The sequence below is a fragment of the Pseudomonas sp. R151218B TE3479 genome, assembly GCF_053629195.1.
This window is the reverse complement of the sequence record NZ_JBRJHV010000001.1, coordinates 5,547,974-5,567,537: the sequence shown is the minus strand read 5'-3', so window position 1 is coordinate 5,567,537 and position 19,564 is coordinate 5,547,974. Positions and strand designations below refer to the sequence as shown.

Annotated in this window: 21 protein-coding genes; 9 read left to right on the top strand and 12 right to left on the bottom strand. The window is 62.5% G+C overall.

Annotation, left to right across the window (positions count from 1 at the left end):
- The first annotated feature begins 12 nt into the window (after positions 1-12).
- From prpC to prpF, 3 genes are all read left to right on the top strand, one after another.
- Positions 13-1,140: a bifunctional 2-methylcitrate synthase/citrate synthase gene (prpC, locus tag AB7M32_RS23925; protein ID WP_454251587.1), complete on the top strand. Its 1,128-nt coding sequence runs from the start codon at positions 13-15 to the stop codon at positions 1,138-1,140.
- A gap of 199 nt (positions 1,141-1,339) precedes the next feature.
- Positions 1,340-3,931 (top strand): Fe/S-dependent 2-methylisocitrate dehydratase AcnD, encoded by a 2,592-nt coding sequence (gene acnD / locus AB7M32_RS23920; protein ID WP_454251586.1) that lies wholly within the window; start codon positions 1,340-1,342, stop codon positions 3,929-3,931.
- A 52-nt stretch (positions 3,932-3,983) separates the two neighbouring features.
- Positions 3,984-5,177, top strand: a complete 1,194-nt coding sequence (prpF, locus tag AB7M32_RS23915; RefSeq protein ID WP_454251585.1) for a 2-methylaconitate cis-trans isomerase PrpF — start codon at positions 3,984-3,986, stop codon at positions 5,175-5,177.
- 131 nt (positions 5,178-5,308) lie between these two features.
- On the opposite strand, the gene AB7M32_RS23910 is transcribed toward prpF, so the two are convergent.
- From AB7M32_RS23910 to soxR, 10 genes are all read right to left on the bottom strand, one after another.
- On the bottom strand, positions 5,309-6,205 hold the full coding sequence (locus AB7M32_RS23910; protein WP_454251584.1) for a metal ABC transporter solute-binding protein, Zn/Mn family: 897 nt from the start codon (positions 6,203-6,205) through the stop codon (positions 5,309-5,311).
- On the bottom strand, positions 6,206-7,105 hold the full coding sequence (locus tag AB7M32_RS23905; RefSeq protein ID WP_014339414.1) for a metal ABC transporter permease: 900 nt from the start codon (positions 7,103-7,105) through the stop codon (positions 6,206-6,208).
- Positions 7,105-7,857 carry a metal ABC transporter ATP-binding protein gene (locus AB7M32_RS23900; RefSeq protein ID WP_454251583.1) on the bottom strand — a complete coding sequence of 251 codons (753 nt, stop codon included), beginning with the start codon at positions 7,855-7,857 and terminating at the stop codon, positions 7,105-7,107. The genes AB7M32_RS23905 and AB7M32_RS23900 overlap by 1 nt, the downstream gene beginning before the upstream one ends.
- On the bottom strand, positions 7,854-8,783 hold the full coding sequence (locus AB7M32_RS23895; protein WP_060741357.1) for a metal ABC transporter solute-binding protein, Zn/Mn family: 930 nt from the start codon (positions 8,781-8,783) through the stop codon (positions 7,854-7,856). Before AB7M32_RS23895 ends, AB7M32_RS23900 begins: the two co-directional genes overlap by 4 nt.
- Before the next feature lie 35 nt (positions 8,784-8,818).
- Positions 8,819-9,394 carry a DUF6162 family protein gene (locus AB7M32_RS23890; protein WP_454251582.1) on the bottom strand — a complete coding sequence of 192 codons (576 nt, stop codon included), beginning with the start codon at positions 9,392-9,394 and terminating at the stop codon, positions 8,819-8,821.
- Complete coding sequence (locus AB7M32_RS23885) at positions 9,391-9,717, bottom strand: hypothetical protein (protein WP_186709646.1); 327 nt, start codon at positions 9,715-9,717, stop codon at positions 9,391-9,393. Before AB7M32_RS23885 ends, AB7M32_RS23890 begins: the two co-directional genes overlap by 4 nt.
- On the bottom strand, positions 9,714-10,256 hold the full coding sequence (locus AB7M32_RS23880; protein ID WP_454251581.1) for a thiamine pyrophosphate-binding protein: 543 nt from the start codon (positions 10,254-10,256) through the stop codon (positions 9,714-9,716). Before AB7M32_RS23880 ends, AB7M32_RS23885 begins: the two co-directional genes overlap by 4 nt.
- The gene (locus tag AB7M32_RS23875) at positions 10,253-11,467 is read right to left on the bottom strand and encodes a PepSY-associated TM helix domain-containing protein (RefSeq protein WP_072406157.1); all 1,215 of its coding nucleotides are present in this window, start codon (positions 11,465-11,467) and stop codon (positions 10,253-10,255) included. The genes AB7M32_RS23880 and AB7M32_RS23875 overlap by 4 nt, the downstream gene beginning before the upstream one ends.
- Positions 11,468-11,774: 307 nt before the next feature.
- The gene (locus AB7M32_RS23870) at positions 11,775-12,236 is read right to left on the bottom strand and encodes a VOC family protein (RefSeq protein ID WP_072406155.1); all 462 of its coding nucleotides are present in this window, start codon (positions 12,234-12,236) and stop codon (positions 11,775-11,777) included.
- 105 nt (positions 12,237-12,341) lie between these two features.
- The gene (gene soxR, locus AB7M32_RS23865) at positions 12,342-12,794 is read right to left on the bottom strand and encodes a redox-sensitive transcriptional activator SoxR (protein WP_454251580.1); all 453 of its coding nucleotides are present in this window, start codon (positions 12,792-12,794) and stop codon (positions 12,342-12,344) included.
- 96 nt (positions 12,795-12,890) lie between these two features.
- Here soxR and AB7M32_RS23860 point away from each other — a divergent pair, with 96 nt between their 5' ends.
- From AB7M32_RS23860 to AB7M32_RS23840, 5 genes are all read left to right on the top strand, one after another.
- Positions 12,891-13,256 (top strand): antibiotic biosynthesis monooxygenase, encoded by a 366-nt coding sequence (locus tag AB7M32_RS23860; RefSeq protein ID WP_072406151.1) that lies wholly within the window; start codon positions 12,891-12,893, stop codon positions 13,254-13,256.
- A gap of 116 nt (positions 13,257-13,372) precedes the next feature.
- Positions 13,373-13,639: a hypothetical protein gene (locus AB7M32_RS23855; protein WP_454251579.1), complete on the top strand. Its 267-nt coding sequence runs from the start codon at positions 13,373-13,375 to the stop codon at positions 13,637-13,639.
- A gap of 102 nt (positions 13,640-13,741) precedes the next feature.
- Entirely contained in the window at positions 13,742-14,356 is a 615-nt protein-coding gene (locus AB7M32_RS23850; RefSeq protein ID WP_454251578.1) for a LysE family translocator, read from the top strand.
- A gap of 159 nt (positions 14,357-14,515) precedes the next feature.
- The gene (locus tag AB7M32_RS23845) at positions 14,516-15,682 is read left to right on the top strand and encodes a cysteine desulfurase family protein (RefSeq protein ID WP_454251577.1); all 1,167 of its coding nucleotides are present in this window, start codon (positions 14,516-14,518) and stop codon (positions 15,680-15,682) included.
- Positions 15,683-15,727: 45 nt separating this feature from the next.
- Positions 15,728-17,536, top strand: a complete 1,809-nt coding sequence (locus AB7M32_RS23840; RefSeq protein WP_454251576.1) for an aminopeptidase P family protein — start codon at positions 15,728-15,730, stop codon at positions 17,534-17,536.
- Between the two features lie 9 nt (positions 17,537-17,545).
- Here the strand turns inward: AB7M32_RS23840 and AB7M32_RS23835 are convergent, their stop codons facing one another.
- Positions 17,546-18,136, bottom strand: a complete 591-nt coding sequence (locus tag AB7M32_RS23835; protein ID WP_454251575.1) for a DsbA family protein — start codon at positions 18,134-18,136, stop codon at positions 17,546-17,548.
- Positions 18,137-18,170: 34 nt separating this feature from the next.
- Positions 18,171-18,899 carry an SDR family oxidoreductase gene (locus tag AB7M32_RS23830; protein ID WP_454251574.1) on the bottom strand — a complete coding sequence of 243 codons (729 nt, stop codon included), beginning with the start codon at positions 18,897-18,899 and terminating at the stop codon, positions 18,171-18,173.
- Positions 18,900-18,991: 92 nt separating this feature from the next.
- Between AB7M32_RS23830 and AB7M32_RS23825 the strand changes: the two genes are divergently transcribed.
- Positions 18,992-19,561, top strand: a complete 570-nt coding sequence (locus tag AB7M32_RS23825; RefSeq protein WP_454251573.1) for a TetR/AcrR family transcriptional regulator — start codon at positions 18,992-18,994, stop codon at positions 19,559-19,561.
- Positions 19,562-19,564 lie beyond the last annotated feature (3 nt).

Here is a 19,564-nt window from a genome sequence, read left to right as displayed (position 1 = left end):
TGGAGACAGCAAATGGCCGAAGCAAAAGTACTCAGTGGCGCCGGGCTCCGTGGCCAGGTGGCCGGGCAAACCGCATTGTCCACCGTGGGCCAATCGGGTGCCGGCCTGACCTATCGCGGTTACGATGTTCGCGACCTGGCGGCAGATGCGCAATTTGAAGAGGTGGCCTACCTGCTGCTGTACGGCGAACTGCCGACTCAGGCACAGCTGGACGCCTACACCGGTAAGCTGCGCCAGTTGCGCGACCTGCCCCAAGCCTTGAAGGAAGTGCTGGAGCGCATTCCCGCCGACGCCCACCCGATGGACGTGATGCGCACCGGCTGCTCATTCCTGGGCAACCTGGAACCCGAGCAGGATTTTTCCCAGCAACATGACAAGACCGATCGCCTGCTGGCCGCGTTCCCGGCGATCATGTGCTACTGGTATCGCTTCAGCCATCAAGGCCAGCGCATCGAATGCGCGACCGACGAGGTGTCCATCGGCGGCCACTTTCTGCACTTGCTGCACGGCAAGAAGCCGAGCGAGCTGCACGTCAAGGTGATGAACGTGTCGCTGATCCTCTACGCCGAGCACGAATTCAACGCCTCGACCTTTACCGCCCGGGTCTGCGCTTCCACGCTGTCGGACCTGTTCTCCTGCATCACTGCCGCCATCGGCTCGCTGCGTGGCCCGTTGCATGGCGGTGCCAACGAAGCGGCGATGGAAATGATCGAGCGCTTCAGCTCACCGCAGGAGGCCATCGAAGGCACCCTCGGCATGCTCGCGCGCAAGGACAAGATCATGGGCTTCGGCCACGCGATCTATAAGGACAACGACCCGCGCAACGAGGTGATCAAGGGCTGGTCGAAAAAACTCGCCGACGAAGTGGGCGATACCGTGCTGTTCCCGGTGTCCGAAGCCATCGACAAGACCATGTGGGAACAGAAGAAGCTGTTCCCCAACGCCGATTTCTACCATGCCTCGGCGTACCACTTCATGGGCATCCCGACCAAGCTGTTCACGCCGATCTTCGTCTGCTCGCGCCTGACCGGCTGGGCCGCCCACGTGTTCGAACAACGCGCCAACAACCGCATCATCCGACCGAGCGCCGAATACACCGGCGTCGAACAGCGCAAGTTCGTGCCAATCGAACAACGCTGAGCTGGAGGGCGCTGACGTAGCGACTGAAGGAACCGACCCTCCATGTGGGAGCGGGCTTGCTCGCGAAGACGGACTGACATTCAACATCGATGTCGACTGATGCACCGCCTTCGCGAGCAAGCCCGCTCCCACAGTTGATCGAGTTCACTTCAGCGGCTGCGCCAGCCCCTTCTGAAACCACCGTGACCGAGTCCTGACGATGAACACAGAATTTCGCCAACCGCTGCCTGGCACTTCGCTGGATTATTTCGACGTTCGCGAGGCCGTGGATGCCATCCGCCCCGGCGCCTACGACGGCCTGCCGTACACCTCCCGCGTGCTGGCGGAGAACCTGGTACGTCGCTGCGACCCGGCCACGCTGCGCGAGTCGCTGCTGCAACTGATCGAGCGCAAGCGCGACCTGGATTTCCCCTGGTTCCCGGCCCGCGTGGTGTGCCATGACATCCTCGGCCAGACCGCCCTGGTGGACCTGGCCGGCCTGCGCGACGCCATCGCCCTGCAAGGCGGTGACCCGGCGCAGGTCAATCCGGTGGTGCCGACCCAACTGATCGTCGACCACTCCCTGGCGGTGGAAAGCGGTGGTTCCGACCCTCAAGCCTTCGCCAAGAACCGCGCCATTGAAGACCGCCGCAACGAAGACCGCTTCCATTTCATCAACTGGACCAAGAAAGCCTTCAAGAATGTCGACGTGATTCCGCCGGGCAACGGGATCATGCACCAGATCAACCTGGAAAAAATGTCGCCGGTAATTCAACAACGTGACGGCGTGGCCTTCCCCGACACCTGCGTCGGCACCGACAGTCACACGCCCCACGTCGATGCCTTGGGCGTGATTGCCATCGGCGTCGGTGGCCTGGAAGCCGAAAGCGTCATGCTCGGTCGCGCCTCGTGGATGCGCCTGCCGGAAATCATCGGCGTCGAGCTGACCGGCAAGCTGCAGCCGGGCATCACCGCCACCGACATGGTGTTGGCGCTGACCGAATTCCTGCGCAAGCAAAAAGTCGTCGGTGCCTGGCTGGAGTTTTTCGGTGAAGGCGCCAGTGCCCTGACCTTGGGCGACCGTGCGACCATTTCCAACATGGCCCCGGAATACGGCGCCACGGCGGCGATGTTCCATATCGATCAACAGACGATCGACTACCTGAAGCTCACCGGACGCGAAGACACCCAGGTGCAGTTGGTGGAAACCTATGCCAAGCATGTGGGCCTGTGGGCCGATAGCCTCAAGGGCGCGCTGTACGAGCGTGGCCTGACCTTCGACCTGTCCTCGGTAGTCCGCAACATGGCTGGCCCGAGCAACCCCCACGCCCGCGTCGCGGTGTCGGAGCTGGCCGCCAAAGGCATTTCCGGCCAGTGGGACGATGTGCCCGGGCAAATGCCCGACGGCGCGGTGATCATCGCCGCCATCACCAGTTGCACCAACACCAGCAACCCACGCAACGTGATCGCCGCCGGCCTGCTGGCGCGCAACGCCAACCGCCTGGGCCTGGCCCGCAAGCCGTGGGTCAAGTCGTCCCTGGCGCCGGGCTCGAAAACCGTGGCGCTGTATTTGGATGAGGCCGGCCTGACGTCCGAACTCGAGAAGCTGGGCTTTGGCGTGGTGGCCTTCGCCTGCACCACCTGCAACGGCATGTCGGGCGCGCTGGACCCGGTGATCCAGCAGGAAATCATCGACCGCGACCTGTACGCCACCGCCGTGTTGTCGGGCAACCGCAACTTCGACGGGCGTATCCATCCATACGCCAAGCAGGCGTTCCTGGCATCGCCACCTTTGGTGGTCGCTTATGCCATCGCCGGGACCATCCGTTTCGACATCGAAAAAGATGTGCTGGGCGTGGTGGAAGGTCGCGAGATCCGCCTCAAGGACATCTGGCCGAGCGACGAAGAAATCGACGCGGTGGTCAAGGCCTCGGTGAAACCGGAGCAGTTCCGCCAGGTGTACATCCCGATGTTCGCCATCCAGGAAGACACCGGGCCGAAAGTGACGCCGCTGTACGACTGGCGCCCCCAAAGCACCTACATCCGTCGTCCGCCGTACTGGGAAGGGGCGCTGGCCGGTGCGCGACCGCTCAAGGGCATGCGCCCGCTGGCGGTGCTGCCGGACAACATCACCACCGACCATTTGTCGCCGTCCAACGCCATCATGCTGGACAGTGCCGCTGGCGAGTACCTGGCGAAAATGGGTCTGCCGGAAGAGGACTTCAACTCCTACGCGACCCACCGCGGCGACCACCTGACCGCGCAGCGCGCCACCTTCGCCAACCCGAAACTGTTCAACGAAATGGTCCAGGAAAACGGCAAGGTCAAGCAGGGCTCCCTGGCCCGAGTCGAGCCGGAAGGCAAGGTCATGCGCATGTGGGAGGCCATTGAGACCTACATGGAACGCAAGCAGCCGCTGATCATCATTGCCGGTGCCGACTACGGCCAGGGTTCGTCCCGGGACTGGGCGGCCAAGGGCGTGCGCCTGGCCGGTGTCGAAGCGATCGCCGCCGAAGGTTTCGAACGCATCCACCGCACCAACCTGGTGGGCATGGGCGTGTTGCCGCTGGAGTTCAAGCCCGGTACCGATCGCAAGACCCTGGGCATCGACGGCAGCGAAGTCTATGACGTGATCGGCGAACGCACGCCGCGGGCGACGCTGACCCTGGTGATCACTCGCAAGAACGGCGAGCGCATCCAAGTGCCGGTGACCTGCCGTCTCGATACCGCCGAAGAAGTGTCGATCTACGAAGCCGGGGGCGTGCTGCAACGCTTTGCCCAGGACTTCCTGGAGTCGGCGGTGGCCGTTTAAATCGCTTGGGTGGCCCGTTCTCCGGCCACCCTTTTTTCAGGAGTTAGAGCACATGGCTCACTCGCCTCAAATCAAGATCCCCGCGACCTACATGCGTGGCGGCACCAGCAAAGGCGTGTTCTTCAGCTTGCAAGACCTGCCCGAAGCGGCTCGCGTTCCTGGCCCGGTCCGGGATGCCCTGCTGCTGCGGGTGATCGGCAGTCCCGACCCGTACGAGAAGCAGATCGATGGCATGGGCGGCGCAACGTCCAGCACCAGCAAGACCGTGATCCTGTCCAGGAGCACCCGGGCCGACCACGATGTCGATTACCTGTTCGGCCAGGTGTCCATCGATAAGCCGTTCGTGGACTGGAGCGGCAACTGCGGCAACCTGTCGGCGGCGGTGGGGTCGTTTGCCATCAGCAGTGGTTTGGTGGCGCCTGACCGTATTCCGCAAAACGGCGTGGCCGTAGTACGGATCTGGCAGGCCAACATCGGCAAGACCATCTTCGCCCATGTGCCAATCACCGAGGGCGTGGTGCAGGAAACCGGGGACTTCGAACTCGACGGCGTGACCTTTCCAGCGGCCGAAGTGCAATTGGAATTCATGGACCCAGCGGCCGAGGAGGAGGGCGGTGGTGGCTCGATGTTTCCCACCGGCAACCTGGTGGACGACTTGGAAGTGCCCGGTGTTGGCACCTTCAAGGCGACGCTGATCAACGCGGGGATCCCGACGATTTTCATCAATGCCCGCGATGTCGGCTATAGCGGCACTGAATTGCAGGGGGCGATCAACAGCGATCCCAAGGCCCTGGCCATGTTCGAAACCATTCGCGCCCACGGTGCCTTGCGCATGGGCTTGATCAAGCACCTGGACGAAGCCGCTCAGCGCCAGCACACACCGAAAGTGGCGTTTGTCGCACCGCCGGCCGACTACATTTCATCGAGTGGAAAAGCCGTGGCGGCCGGGGATGTCGACCTGCTGGTGCGGGCGCTGTCCATGGGCAAACTGCACCATGCCATGATGGGCACGGCGGCGGTTGCCATCGGCACGGCTGCGGCGATTTCCGGCACCCTGGTGAACCTGGCCGCCGGCGGTGTCGAACGCGACGCCGTGCGCTTCGGTCACCCCTCCGGCACCTTGCGCGTCGGCGCCGAGGCCAGCGTGGTCAACGGCGAATGGACCGTTAAAAAAGCCATCATGAGCCGCAGCGCGCGGGTGTTGATGGAAGGGGTCGTGCGGGTGCCGGGGGATGTTTTGGGCTGACAGCCAGCCTCAAGTGAAACCTGTGGGAGCGGGCTTGCTCGCGAATGCGATCATACAGTCAACTTTTATGGCGACTGACACACCGTCTTCGCGAGCAAGCCCGCTCCCACACAGGGATTGCGTTTCTGCAATCAGCCCTTCTTCGTCAGCGCCGCGACCACTAGCCCTGCATTACTCTCCAGCTCCGCCACTGGGTCGTCGGCATCGATGCTGAGCACCAGCAACTGGCTGCCGCCGTCGGCAATGGCTGCCTTCAGCGCATCCGAGGGCTGACGGTGATGGAGCACCAGCGCCACGTCATTGTCCTTCAACGTCGCACTCAATTGCTTGAGGGTTTCGGCGGTCCATTCGGCATCGGGCCGGGTATCGGTGCTGATGGCGTCCAGGTTGAGCCCGCTGATCAGGTAGCCGAAATGCTCGCTCAGGCTGACCACGCTCAGGTTCGCGGCGCTGGCGAGGCGTTTTTCGCTGTCGGCGCTGAGTTTGAGCAGGCGCTGCTTGAGCGCCGCCAGGTTGGCGTCGATTTTCGGTTTGTCCGCCGGGGCCAGGCGCACCAGGTCGGCGGCGATCACGTCGGCCATGCGTCCCAGGTTATGGCTGGCCATCCAGGGCTGGCTCGCAAGGCCGTCGGTGCCGCCCGGTTGGAGGGCGATGCCGGGCAGGGCGCCGTCCACCGGGCGCGCGGCATCGACTTCGACGATGCGGATATTGCTGCGTCGGGCCATGGGGTACAGCGGATCGTCCGGCCATAGCGAGCGCAGGCCGATCACTCCGTCGGCGGCGCTGGCCAGTTTGCTCAAGGCCGACGCGCCACGACCGCTGAAGTAGGCACTCTGGCGGGTGCCGGGCAGATTGGCGGGCGCGGCCCGCTCCAGGCTGACCTCGGTGCCCTTGAGCAGCGCTTCGCCCAATCCATAGGTGACTGGCAGCGATGCCAGCAGACGAACCTTTTCGTCGGCGAATGACGAGGTGACGGCCACGCCGCACAACGCGACGGCCAGGGTCAGTTGTCGCAATGAGAAAACCATTTATCCAAGATTCCCTTTGAGGCTGGGGACGACACCGCGGGCGATGGCGCTCAGGGCGAAGGCGATGCCGGCCACCAGGATGATCGCGGCGCCGGACGGGATCGGCAGGTCGAACACAATCGGTGCGAGAATCCCGCACAAAGTGCTGACGGTGGCGATTAGCACTGAACACCAGAAAAAGCCTTTCAATGATTGACTGAGCAAGCGCGCCGCCGCGGCGGGAATCACCAGCAACGCGCCCACTAGAATGGCACCGATGACTTTCACCGCCGCTACGGTGATCAGCGTCACCAGGACCACGAACAGGTAGTCCAGGGTCTTGACCGCCACCCCACGCACCGCCGCCAGTTGCGGGTTGAAGCTGGCGAGCATGATGCGGTTGTACAGCGGCAAGGCCAGGGCCATCACCAGCGAGCCGACCACCGCCAGCACCAGCAGGTCATTGCCATTGACCGTCAGCACCGAGCCGAACAGTACGTTTTCCAGGATGTGCACATTGATCTTGCCCGCCAGGATCAACAGCAGGCTGGCGCCCAGGGCCAGGGACACCGACAGGAAGACGCCGATCAGCGTATCGGGCGCCAGGCCGGTGCGGTTGCGCAGGTAATTGAGCAGGATGCCGAACAACAGGCAGTAGCCGAACAGGCTGCCGTAAGGCCCGGTGTAGGGTTCGCCGAGCAGGATGCCGATGGCCACGCCGGTGAGCGCCGCATGGCCCACCGCCTCGGAGAAAAACGCGAAGCGCTTGACCACCACCAGCGTGCCGAGGCCGCCCAGCACCGGGCCGATCAACAGCCCGGCCAGCAACGCATTGACCACGAACCCATAGGCCAGCGCCTCAGGCAGGTAACCGGCCGAGGCCCAGCCCTGGACCATCAAACGAAAGGCTTCATAACTCATCAGGCCGCGCTCCCGTTCGTGCGTGGATGGGTGGAAAACAGCGTCAGCAGCCGTTCCGGGGTCAAGGTCTGGCGTGGCGGGCCGTCGAACAGCACGCGACGATTCAGGCCGGTGACACGGTCGGCCAGGCGCCCGACGGCTTCCAGGTCATGTTCGATCCACAGCACGGTGATCCCAGCCTGGCGCCAGTCCTGCAGCAATCGTTCGAACACCTGGATACCGGCCTCGTCCAGGGCCGACATCGGTTCATCCAGCACCAGCAATTGCGGCGAGGGAATCAACCCCTGGGCCAGCAACACCCGCTGGCGCTCGCCGCCGGACAGCGCGCCCATGCGCCGCTTGCGCTTGTCCTGCATGCCGACCCGCTCCAGGGCCTGGCCGATGGCGCTGGTGTAATGCTTGCTCAAGCCGAGAAACGCCGGCCGCCGCTGACACATCGCCGCCATGAAATCGTCCACGGTCATGGGCAGGCCTCGGTCGAATTCCAGCGCCTGGGGTACGTAGCCGATCACCCCGGGTTCGCCCGGCCATTGCAGGCTCAAGCGTCCCTGATGCGGCATCTGCCCCAGTAAGGTCTTGATCAGCGAACTCTTGCCGCCGCCATTGGGGCCGACCAGGGCATGGATGCTGCCGGGCTCCACCTGAAAGGCCACGCTGTCGAGAATGGTGGTGCGGCCCAGGTTCAGGCTGACCTCGGCGAACTCGATCAAGGGCCCGACGCGTTGCAGGGTGAGGGGTTCCTGGACGGTCATGCGCCGGACTCCTGGATCGCCCGGACCACGGTGTCGAGGTTGCCGGCCATTTCCTTTTCGTACTTCTCGGCGCTGTAGTCGCCGTAGGAGATGTGCGAGAGCGGGTACAGCTTCACGCCCGATTCACGCTGGATGGTGTCGACGTAGGTGGAAGGGAAATCCATCTCCGAGAAGATCACCTTCACGTCCAGCTCCCGCAGTTGGTCGATGGTTTTCTTCAATTGGCTGGGGCTCGGTTCGATGCCATGGGCCGGCTCGACCACGGCGGTCACTTCCAGGCCGAATTCGCGCAACAGATAGTCGTAAGCGGCGTGCACCGTGGCGACTCGCAGTTCGGCATTGGGGGCCTGGGTCAGCTTCGCCAGGGCGGCGGCGCGCATCTGCCGCAGGCGCTTGCCATAGGCGCGGGCGTTCTGGGTGTAGGCCTTGGCGTTGTCCGGGTCGAGCTTGCCCAATTCCCGGGCGATGTTATTGACCTGGGCGATGGAGGCGCTGATGGACAAGAACGTGTGCGGGTTCACGACCTTGCCCGCGCCTCGGGCGGCGGTGCCGGTGGCGGCCAGCAGGGGCACGTTTTCGTTGGCCTCGATCACCTTCACGTTCGGGGTTTCGCTGGCGGCGATCATGCGGTCGGCGAAGTCGTCATGGCCCACGCCGTTGAGCACGATCACGTCGAGGCCGCTGATGCGCTTGATGTCTTCGGCCCGTGGTTCATAGGCGTGGGGGTTGAAACCGGCCGGGATCAGCGGTACGACCTCGGCCTTGTCGCCGACGATGTTGGCCACGTAGCTGTAATACGGGTGCAAGGTGATGCCAATGCGCAGGCGCTTGGCGGTTTCGGCGCTCACCGGCGAGGTGAACAGGCAGGCCAGCAGGCCGATCAACAGCAAGCGCAGCAAGGGTCGGCGTTGGGATGCAATAGGCATGGGCAAACGGTCTTCTCTCGAATGAGGGCGTGGGGTCAGTGCCGGTGCTGGCGGGTTACGCCGGCATCGAATTGCGCGACGATCTGTTGCCAGCCAGCGGCGGACAACGCCGCATCGTCCAGCGCGGCGGGCGTCGCCAGGCCAGTGCCACGGTGGAGCCAGATGTCCGGGGCGGCGTCGGACGCTTCGCCGATGCGCATCAGAAACGAACCGGCCACCGACGAATTGGCACTGGCGCCGAAGTAGGCCTGGTCTCGCAGTTGTTGCCAGGCATGGCCGCCCCGGCTGATGGAACTGGCGTCCTGGGCGAACGGCGCGAAGCCTTCTTCGGCCAAGGTTTGCGGGGCGGGCAGGGTTTGTTGGTCTTCGCGCAGCAAGCGGATTTCATCCAGGGTCACCCGCAGGTCGGCATAGATGCCTTGCTCGGCGGCGCTGAGGTCGCGGCGGGCGTCGAGCTGGTTCGAGGCCAGGTGAGGCGTGTCCTCGGCCTTGCCATGCCAGGCCACCACGGACCCGGCCACCAGTACGATGACCAGGCACAACAGCAACACGTACAGGGTTTCATGGCCCGCGCCGGCGGGGCGGATGACTTGAGTCGTGGCGTTGCTCATGGGGCCTCGATGTCGGCTTGGTCGATTTCCACCACGTGGCCGGGGCCGGCGTCGAAGAGCACGTAGAATTCAGCGTTCGGTTTCTTGAAGGTCAGCTTCGAGTCGGCACCGAGCTTGCCCGGGACGAGGATGGTTTCGTCATAGCCGATCACGTCCAGGGTCACTCCGGGGGCACCGCTGCCGTCGGAAAAGCCGCCAGTGCATTGGATCTGTTCGGCGTCGATGGCCTTGCACTCGCACATCGGGTTATGGGCCAGGACGCTGGTACTGGCGCCTGCGCAGAGCAGCAGCGCCAGGCCCTTGGATAAAGCGCGGAGGGTCATGGTTTGGCTCCTTGGTTCTTCAGCCAGGTGACGGTGGCCGGGGAGGCCTGGCTCAGGGGAATGGAGGCCTGATGCATCGAACCGTCCCAACCTTCGAGGGTTATCCACAGTTCGGCATCGGGCTGAGTCTTTGGCGGGACCGGCAACAAGGCGCCCATGCGATAGGGCGATCCGAAGAAAATCACCCCGGCGGCGCGAAGGCTACGGGGCTTGCCGATGCGCAGGTAGGTGGCCTTGACCTGGCCGATACAGCTTTGGCACAGGGCGGCGTTGAAGTGCTTCATCGGCCCGGCAGGCCCTTGGACGCGGGGGGCTTCGTTGCGAAATTCCGCCAGGCGCAGGCTCCAGGGACCGACCTGGACTTCGCCGACTTCCCGCTCGCCAAGCCCGGCATCACCGCGGAACAGGGCTGCTTCTGAGAGGTATTTGGGCATGAACCCCAAGGGGATCAGCAGCAGCAAAACGTTGAGATGGAAACGCCATTTATGCCAGAACAGGCTCAGGCGTGACGGTGATGAAGCGGTATTGGACGGGGTCACAGGCTGCCCTCCGACGATTCATGCTGGACGGACGGCTGCAGTGCCTGCGCGATTCGGGCGCCACGGGTGGGTTTCTGGCTACGCTTGAAGGCATTGGCGGTGGCCAGGGCCGTGCGCTTGGTCCAGATCAGCAGCCCGCTGAGGACCATCATGCTCAGGATCAGACCGAAGAAAAACCAGATGAGCTTGATCCAGAGGCCGCCGAAGTCCCCGGTGTGCAAGGGCCGCATGGATTCGGTGACGAACTCCAGGGTCGTGCGGTCCGACAGCAACCGGGAGGCGGCCACATCGCCGTTGTAGGGGTTGATGGTGGCGGTCTGGAACATCAGCGGATACCAGCCGCGGCCACCGATTTCCAGATGGCTGTAGGCATTGCCGGGCATGCTGATGAAACTCGCTTCCAGTCCCGGAATGCGTTGCTGGGCGATTTCGATGGCCCGGTCCAGGTTCACCTGCGGTGGCGCCTGGCCGTCGACGGACAACGGCACGTTTTCACGGGCCACCACCGGGATGACCGGTTCGCTGGAAATGGAGATCTGGTTGTCGCCCAGCAAGGCCTGGATCAGGAACCAGGTGCCCGTGACAGAGATGACCGCGATGAACCAGATCGACCAGATACCGCTGAGCCGATGGAAATCCCCCCAGAAAATCCGTGCGCCATGGCGAATCCGCAGGGTCGGACGGAAGAAGCCTTTCCAGAAGCGCTTGTAGACCACCAGCCCGGTCACCAGGGACGCGAGCAAGGGCAGGCCCAGGAACGACACCAGGTACCAGCCCCAACTGTAGCCGTTGGTGAACGGCACCAGCCACCAGCCATGCAGGGCGCGGGTGAAAGCCTGGAAGTTGAATGTCGGCGCCGAGCCCTGGATAACGCCGCTGTAAGGGTTGACGTAGACCGTGTCGGGGCGTCCGTCGGGGTAGGTCACGCCGACTTCCAACGCAAAGTGCGACTCGTCCGGACGGATGATGCTTTGCACCTGGGTTTGCGGCTGGGCCTGCTTGATCGCGGCGATCACCTGGTCATAGCTGAGCAGCGTGGCCTCGTCCGAGGGTTTGCTGGCCCGCATGTCGGGGTTGGCCAGCCAGACGATCTCTTGGCTGACCACCGCCAGGGTGCCGGTGACGCAGACGATGAGCACGAAGAACCAGATGGGCAATGCCAGCCAGCTATGGACCAGGAACCAGAGTTTGGAGCGGGATTTCTTCGACATGATTGAACGTCTTGATTCGATGAAAGGTTCTGTATTGCGGGCTTCGCAATACCGTGAACCCAAAAAAGCAGACCGTGGCTTTTGCCGACGCGGCCTGCTGCATCTAATTAAGACGAACGAGCGACCAAAATCCCGAAAGGGAACATGAAAGAAAATGTTTCGCGTGGTAGGAGCTGCCGAAGGCTCGGGCTGCGTTCGGACGATCTTTTGATCTTTCCCCTTGGGACTCAAGTGTCAGGGGAAAGATCGCAGTCTCGTTGCACTCGACAGCTCCTACAGGACGCGACCCGGTGAGCGCGGGGGCAAGTCAGCCTTGCTGTTGAAACATCTCCCTGGCCCGTTGCTCGATCTGGTCCTGGCTCAGATCTTCCTTGTGTGTCGCGAGGAACCACAGATGCCCATAGGGATCCTTCAGGGTGCCACTGCGATCTCCGTAGAACTGGTCCTTGACCTCGGAAATCACCGTGCCGCCGGCGGCAATGGCCTGGGCAAATGCGCTGTCCACGTCCTCGACATATAAATGCAGGCCGACCGATGGCGATTGGTCCGGATTACTCAAGGGGCCTTGATCGCAAGGCGTGCCGAGCATGATCGGATAACCGTTGATCCGCAGCTCGGCATGGCCGATGCCCCCGTCGGGCATGGCCAGGCGCATGACCTCGGTGGCATTGAAGGCTTTTTTGTAGAAGTCGATGGCTTCGGCAGCTTTTTGAATGCCCAGGTAGGGCGTGATGTTATGGAAACCTTCGGGAATGGCATTGACGCCCATGACGTTTCTCCTTTTGTTATTGGGAGGCGAAGAGAGTCTTCGTCGATTTGCGCCCCTCCACTATAGGCCAGCGACCCTGGCTGGGCGCGGGGGCCGACGAACGCTTCAAGGCGATTCCAGCAGATGCGCTCCCGGCCCGCGTTGGCCCAGGACGTCGCCCTGATTGCGCAGCGGACAAGCTTCCATCGACAGGCATCCGCAGCCGATGCAGCCGTTGAGTCGATCACGAAGCGCCACCAGTTGGTTGATACGTTGGTCCAGGTCCCGGCTCCACTGCGCCGACAAGGTCTGCCAGTCGGCGGCCGTCGGGGCGCAGTTGTCTGGCAGGTTGTTCAGTGCCTCGCCGATTTCCGCCAACGGAATGCCCAAGCGCTGGGCGACCTTGATCAGTGCCACGCGACGCAATACCGCCCGAGGGTAACGACGTTGGTTACCCGGGTTGCGCGTGCTTTTGATCAGCCCTTTGGATTCGTAGAAGTGCAGGGCGGTGACCGTTACACCGCTGCGGGCGGCTACTTGGCCGACGGTGAGTGCCTTGTGGATATCGATCTGCGCCATCGTTTCAATTCACCGCTTGACCTCAAGTTAACTAGAGGTTTTACCCTGCACGCCTTCGGATCGCAAGATTCGCCTGACCTGCATAGGGGACCTTTCATGCAATCGCCCAGGAACAATCGCAGTTTCACCCAACTGATGGAGTTCGACATCGAGCCTCAATGGCAGCAAGCGCTGGTAACCGCCTTGTCGGAACAGACCGAGCGCCTGGCCCGGGACCACCAGGGGTTCCTGAGTGCCAGTATCCAGGCCAGCGACGATGGTCGCCGCGTGCTCAACTATTTGCAGTGGCAGACCCGCGAGGCAGGCGAGGCGGCACTTCGAAGTGTCGAAAATGGCGAGCAGGGTTTCTGGCGGCTGATCCAGGCTCACCGCGCCAAAGCCGTGACATTCGCCTCGTTCCAGGTGTTGCGCAACATCGAGCGCAGCCTGGACAACGCGCTGCATTGCCAATTGGTCGATTAAGCGCAACGGCTGATCCAGGCAGGCAATACCCACTATCGAGAGGGTTGATTTCTGCCGCGTAGGGTCGGCGGGTAGCCTTTGTTCATCGCCCAACTCCAGAACACCGGACACCCGCCATGAACCGTACCTTTGCCGTTTTGCTGCTTTTGACCGCTACCCTCCTGGGCGGCTGCGCCAGCTCATCCCCGGAGCTGCGCCCCTACACCGCCGATGAGGCCCGCGAGCTGGCCCTTGAAGCCTTGAATCGCCGTGGCCTTTCGTTCGAGGAATACCACGCGAAAAAAGCCGAACTGCTTGGCTCGTCGCAGAAAAACGTGGGGTTCGACGATCAGGGCCAGATGAGTGCCGAGCAGGTCGTGCAACAGCCTGGCCGGTCTAGCTGAGAGACTGTACCGCTCAAAGTTTTGCCCACTGTCCGTGGGTTTGCGCCAGGAGGTGGGGTAGGGTCATGACTTGACTGACCGCCCCTGATGGACTGCCCTGACATGACCCTTTCGCTTGACCTGCTGCTGGGCTTCGCCCTGTTTGCCCTGGTGACCTCGATCACGCCAGGCCCTAACAACACCATGTTGTTGGCCTCGGGTGTCAATTTCGGTTTCAACCGCACCATTCCGCACATGCTGGGTATTACCTGCGGCTTCTTTTCCCTGGTGCTGGCGGTGGGCCTTGGCCTGGGCGCGGTATTCCAGACGTATCCACTGCTCTATACCGCGCTGCGCTACATCGGCGCGGCGTACCTGTTGTACCTGGCGTGGAAAATAGCCCACTCCGGCCCGGTTTCGGAAAGCCAGCCGGGGAACAGTACACCGATCAGCTATTGGGGCGCAGCGGCGTTCCAATGGGTCAATCCCAAGGCCTGGATCATGGCAATCGGCGCCATCAGTACCTACACGCCACTCCAGGGTTATTTTTTCAATGTGCTGGTGATTGCGGCGGTGTTTGCCTTGATCAACCTGCCAAGCGTGAGCCTGTGGGTGGTGTGCGGCAGCCTGTTGCGCAACCTGTTGCGTGATCGTCGCTGGCTGCGCGTGTTCAACTGGGGCATGGCGCTGTTGTTGGTTGCTTCGATGTATCCCTTGTTGCTCGAAAGCATGAGTTGAGGGCTGAGCTTCGAGGCGATGCCTGCTAAGCTCGCTGTTCAGGAGCGTTCCTACGCACTTTTAAACGAAGTCCGACTTCTTTAAGGTTTTCGATCAGGTATTGCTAGTCTCGAACCCAACGAGGGCGCCTGATCCCGGAGCAGGCTCTGCGAGTTTCCTATGAATAAACGTCCTTTGTATTTCGATTACGCCGCCACCACGCCGGTGGATGAGCGCGTCATCCGGGTCATGGTCGAATGTCTGGGTTTTGACGGCAACTTCGGCAACCCGGCGTCCAGTTCCCATGCCTTCGGCCAGGAGGCCCGGCGCTCGGTGGAGCGTGCCCGCCAGCAAGTGGCGCAATTGGTGGGGGCCCAGCCCGAACAGATCGTCTGGACTTCCGGCGCCACCGAATCCAACAACCTGGCCCTCAAGGGTGTGGCCCAGGCACGCAGTGGTTCCGCCGGCCATGTCATCACCAGCCTGATCGAGCACAAGGCGATTCTCGATACAGCGCGCCAGCTCGAGGAAAGTGGCGTCGCGGTTACCTGGCTGGCGCCGGACGCCGAGGGCCTGATCAGCCCGCAAGCGGTTCGCGAAGCGTTGCGCGAAGACACCTTCCTGGTCTCGCTGATGCTGGTGAACAACGAGCTGGGCACCGTCAACGACGTCATCGCCATTGGCGAGATCGTTCGCGAGCATGGTGCGTTGTTCCATGTGGACGCGGCCCAGGGCGCCGGCAAGGTGCAGATCGACCTGGCTCGCTGGCCGGTGGACCTGATGTCTTTTTCCGCGCATAAAATCTACGGTCCCAAGGGCATCGGTGCGCTCTACGTCGGCGACCGTGCCCGGCCACGGCTATCGGCGCAGATTCATGGCGGTGGACATGAGGGCGGTTTGCGCTCCGGAACCCTGGCGACCCACCAGATTGCGGCCATGGGCGCCGCATTCGAATTGGCAGGCGCGGCATTCGACGAAGAACTCGCTAAAATCGCCCGGTTGCGCAATCGTTTGCTCGAGCCACTGTTGGCTTTGCCTGGTGTGCGTATAAACGGCAGTGGGAGCCGTCGGATTCCCCACACGCTGAGCCTGACCTTTAACGAAGGTGAGTTCAACCCGGCGACATTGGGCGCATCGATTGCATTTTCCGCGACCTCGGCCTGCAATTCGGCCCACAACACCCCGTCCCACGTGCTGCTGGCCCTGGGGCACGATGCCCGTGCGGCCGGGCGGACCATTCGCTTGAGCCTGGGGCGCTTTACCACCGAGCAGGATATCGACGAGGCAGTGCGGCTGATCAAGGTGGCATGTGCGACTGCGCCGGCGTTCTGGGCCACGACCCCATAAGCCGGATACGGCATTGAACAACAATATCAACGAACAGGAGAAACAATGAGCACCGAGCCTTTGCCCCATGGACTGGTTCCCCAGCGCCTGGCCCGAATCCGCCAACTGATGAGCCGAGAGGGCATCCACGCGCTGCTGGTGCCATCGGCCGACCCGCACCTGTCTGAATACTTGCCGGGTTATTGGCAGGGGCGGCAATGGTTGTCGGGGTTCCATGGTTCGGTGGGCACCTTGATCGTGACCGGCAGTTTCGCCGGCGTCTGGGCCGACAGCCGTTATTGGGAGCAGGCCACCAAGGAGCTGGAGGGCAGTGGTATCGAGCTGGTCAAGCTGATTCCAGGCCAGCCCGGCCCCCTGGACTGGCTGGCCGAACAAACGCCTGAAGGTGGGGTGGTTGCGGTCGACGGTGCGGTCATGGCCGTGGCATCGGCCCGCACCCTGGGCGGCAAGCTCGCCGAACGCGGCGCACGGTTGCGCACCGACATCGACCTGCTCAAGGACGTCTGGACCGATCGCCCAGGTCTGCCGGATCAACCGGTCTACGCCCATTTGCCGCCCCAGGCGACCGTCAGCCGGGTCGAAAAACTCGCCAAGTTGCGCGAATCCCTCCAGGAGCGTGGCGCCGACTGGCATTTCATCGCCACGCTGGATGACATCGCCTGGTTGTTCAATCTGCGCGGAGCAGATGTGTCGTTCAACCCCGTGTTCGTTTCCTTTGCCTTGATCAACCAGCAGCAAGCAACGCTGTTCGTGGCCCTGGACAAGGTTGACGCGCCGCTGCGTGCCGTTCTGGAGCAGGACGGCGTGACCCTGCGCGATTACAGCGAAGTCGCCGCCGCGCTGCGCGAAGTGCCGGACGGCGCGAATCTGCAGGTCGACCCGGCACGGGTGACGGTCGGCTTGCTGGATAACCTGGGCAGTGGCGTGAAGCTGATCGAAGGTCTCAATCCAACGACGCTGGCCAAGTCCCGTAAAAGCCTGGCCGACGCCGAGCACATCCGTCGGGCCATGGAGCAGGACGGTGCGGCGCTCTGTGAATTCTTCGCCTGGCTGGAAGGGGCCTGGGGGCGCGAGCGCATCACCGAGTTGACCATCGACGAGCACCTGACTGCCGCCCGCACACGTCGGCCGGATTTTGTCTCCCTGAGCTTCAATACCATCGCCGCCTTTAACGCCAACGGCGCGATGCCCCATTACCACGCCACGCAGGAGGCCCATGCCGTCATCGAAGGTGATGGCCTGTTGCTGATCGATTCCGGGGGCCAATACCTGGGGGGCACCACTGACATCACCCGCATGGTGCCGGTCGGAACACCCACCGCCGAACAGAAACATGACTGCACCCGTGTGCTCAAGGGGGTGATTGCCCTGTCCCGGGCCAAGTTTCCGCGGGGCATTCTTTCACCCTTGCTGGATGCCATCGCCCGTGCACCGATCTGGGCGGAGCAAGTCGATTACGGCCACGGCACCGGCCATGGTGTCGGCTATTTCCTCAATGTCCACGAAGGCCCGCAGGTGATTGCCTATCAAGCCGCTGCCGCGCCGCAAACGGCGATGCAGGCCGGCATGATCACCTCGATCGAGCCGGGCACTTATCGTCCCGGCCGCTGGGGTGTGCGCATCGAGAACCTGGTGTTGAACCGCGAAGCCGGAAGCAGCGAGTTCGGCGAGTTCCTAGAGTTCGAAACCCTCACCCTGTGCCCGATCGACACCCGTTGCCTGGAGCCTTCGCTGCTGACCCAGGACGAAAAAGACTGGCTCAACACCTACCACGCCGAGGTTCAGCGTCGATTGAGCCCGTTGCTGGACGGTGACGCACTGCAGTGGCTCAACACCCGGACGATGGCAATTTGAGGTAAAGGATCAGGCGAGGGCTTCACGGACGAAGTCCAGCCGATCCTGGCCGAAGAACAGCTCGTCGCCGACAAACATGCTCGGGGCGCCAAACACGCCTCGTCCAATGGCGTCTTCGGTGGCGCTCTTGAGTGCTTGCTTGACCTGCTCGTCGTTCGTCAGGGCCAGCACATAGTCGGCGTCGAAACCGCCTTCGTTCAGGACCGCTGCGACAGTCGCCGGGTCATTGAGGTTGCGGGCCTCCACCCAAAAGGCGCGGAACAGGCAATCGACGAAGGCCTCGAAGCTTTCGGGATGGCGCAGTTGCATGGCGGTCACCGCGCGCATCAGCAGCAGTGTGTTGACGGGGAAGTATGGATTGAACTGGAAGGCGACGCCGTAGCGCTTGGCGAAGCGACTCAGATCCTTGAACAGGTAAGGGTTCTTGGCGGGCACTGTCGCCGGTGATGCGTTGCCGGTTGCCTTGAAGACGCCGCCCAATAACATCGGACGATAGATCAACTGGCTGTTTGTCTGCGCACACAGCGCCGGCAACTGGGTATAGGCCAGGTATGTGGTCGGGCTGCCGAGATCGAAGTAAAACTCCACTGATCTGCTCATGGTATCTGCTCTCTTGTTGTTGTGAGGGGAGGGCTTACCAGCGTTCGTTCCAGGGGCGCAGGTCCAGCTCGAAGGTCCAGGCGTCGCGGGGTTGGCTGTGCAGATACCAGTAGCTGTCGGCGATGTGTTCAGGATTCAGGATGCCGTCCTGATCCTTGGTGGCATATTTTTCCGGGAAATGATCGCGGATGAAGTCGGTGTCGATGGCGCCGTCCACCACCACATGGGCCACATGAATGTTCAACGGCCCCAGCTCCCGGGCCATGCTTTGTGCCAGTGCGCGGATGCCATGTTTGGCGCCTGCGAATGCAGCGAACCCCGAAGCGCCGCGCAATCCCGCCGTTGCCCCGGTAAACAGGAGGGTTCCGCGTTGACGCTTGACCATGCGCTTGGCCACCTCCCGTGCATTGAGAAAGCCTGAGAAACAGGCCATTTCCCAAATCTTGAAATACTTGCGTGCGGTTTCCTCGAGGATGCTGCAGGGAACGTTGGCGCCGATGTTGAATACAAAGGCTTCGATCGGGCCGATCTGGGTCTCGATTTGATCGATGAGTGCGATCACATCGTCCTCTTTGCGTGCATCACAGGCAAACCCGTGGGCTTCGCCGCCTTGGGCGCGGATTCCATCCACAAGCGGCTGGAGCTTGTCAGCGCTGCGGCGGGTAACACAGGCTACAAAACCTTCCTGCGCAAAGCGTTTGGCAATCGCTCCGCCGGTGGCATCGCCGGCGCCAACAACCAGTACGACCTTCTTGTTATTCATGGTTAACCTCATGGGTAAACGATCGTTAACTAAACGGACGTTATGCTAAGATCCGGCAAGCGTCAAGGTGAGCAATCAGGGGGGGCAGGACCATGCGTTATTCAGCCAATCACAAAATGGAAACCCGCGAGAAACTGCTCGCCAGCAGTGCCGTGTCCGCCAAGAAATCCGGTTTCTCCACGGTCGGTGTCGACGGCCTGATGAAAGCGATCGGGTTGAGCGGCGGTGCGTTCTATAGCCACTTCTCGTCCAAGGATGAGCTTTTCAAAGCCATTGTTGAGCGGGAGTTGGCTCAAAGCCTGGATCGCTTGAGCGGCAATGGCGCCATGGACTCGATGAAGCTGGAGCGCTGTCTCAAGCAGTACTTGAGCATGAGCCATGTCGAGCAGCCCGAGGCGGGGTGTGCGTTACCGGTATTGGGTGCTGAGATCGCACGATCAGATGTCCAGGTGAGGGAAGCGGCGCAGGCGTGGATCTGTCGTCTGCACGAAAGCTGGGCACGAATACTGGGAAGCGACAGCCTGGCCTGGGCCATTCTGTCTCAATGCGTGGGAGCGTTGGTTGTCGCGCGGATGCTGGTCACGCCGCAGGTCCAGCGTGATGTCCTCAAGTCCAGCCATGAGGAAATCAGTCGTCGAATTGCCGACCAGGGGCTCGGCTAAGCT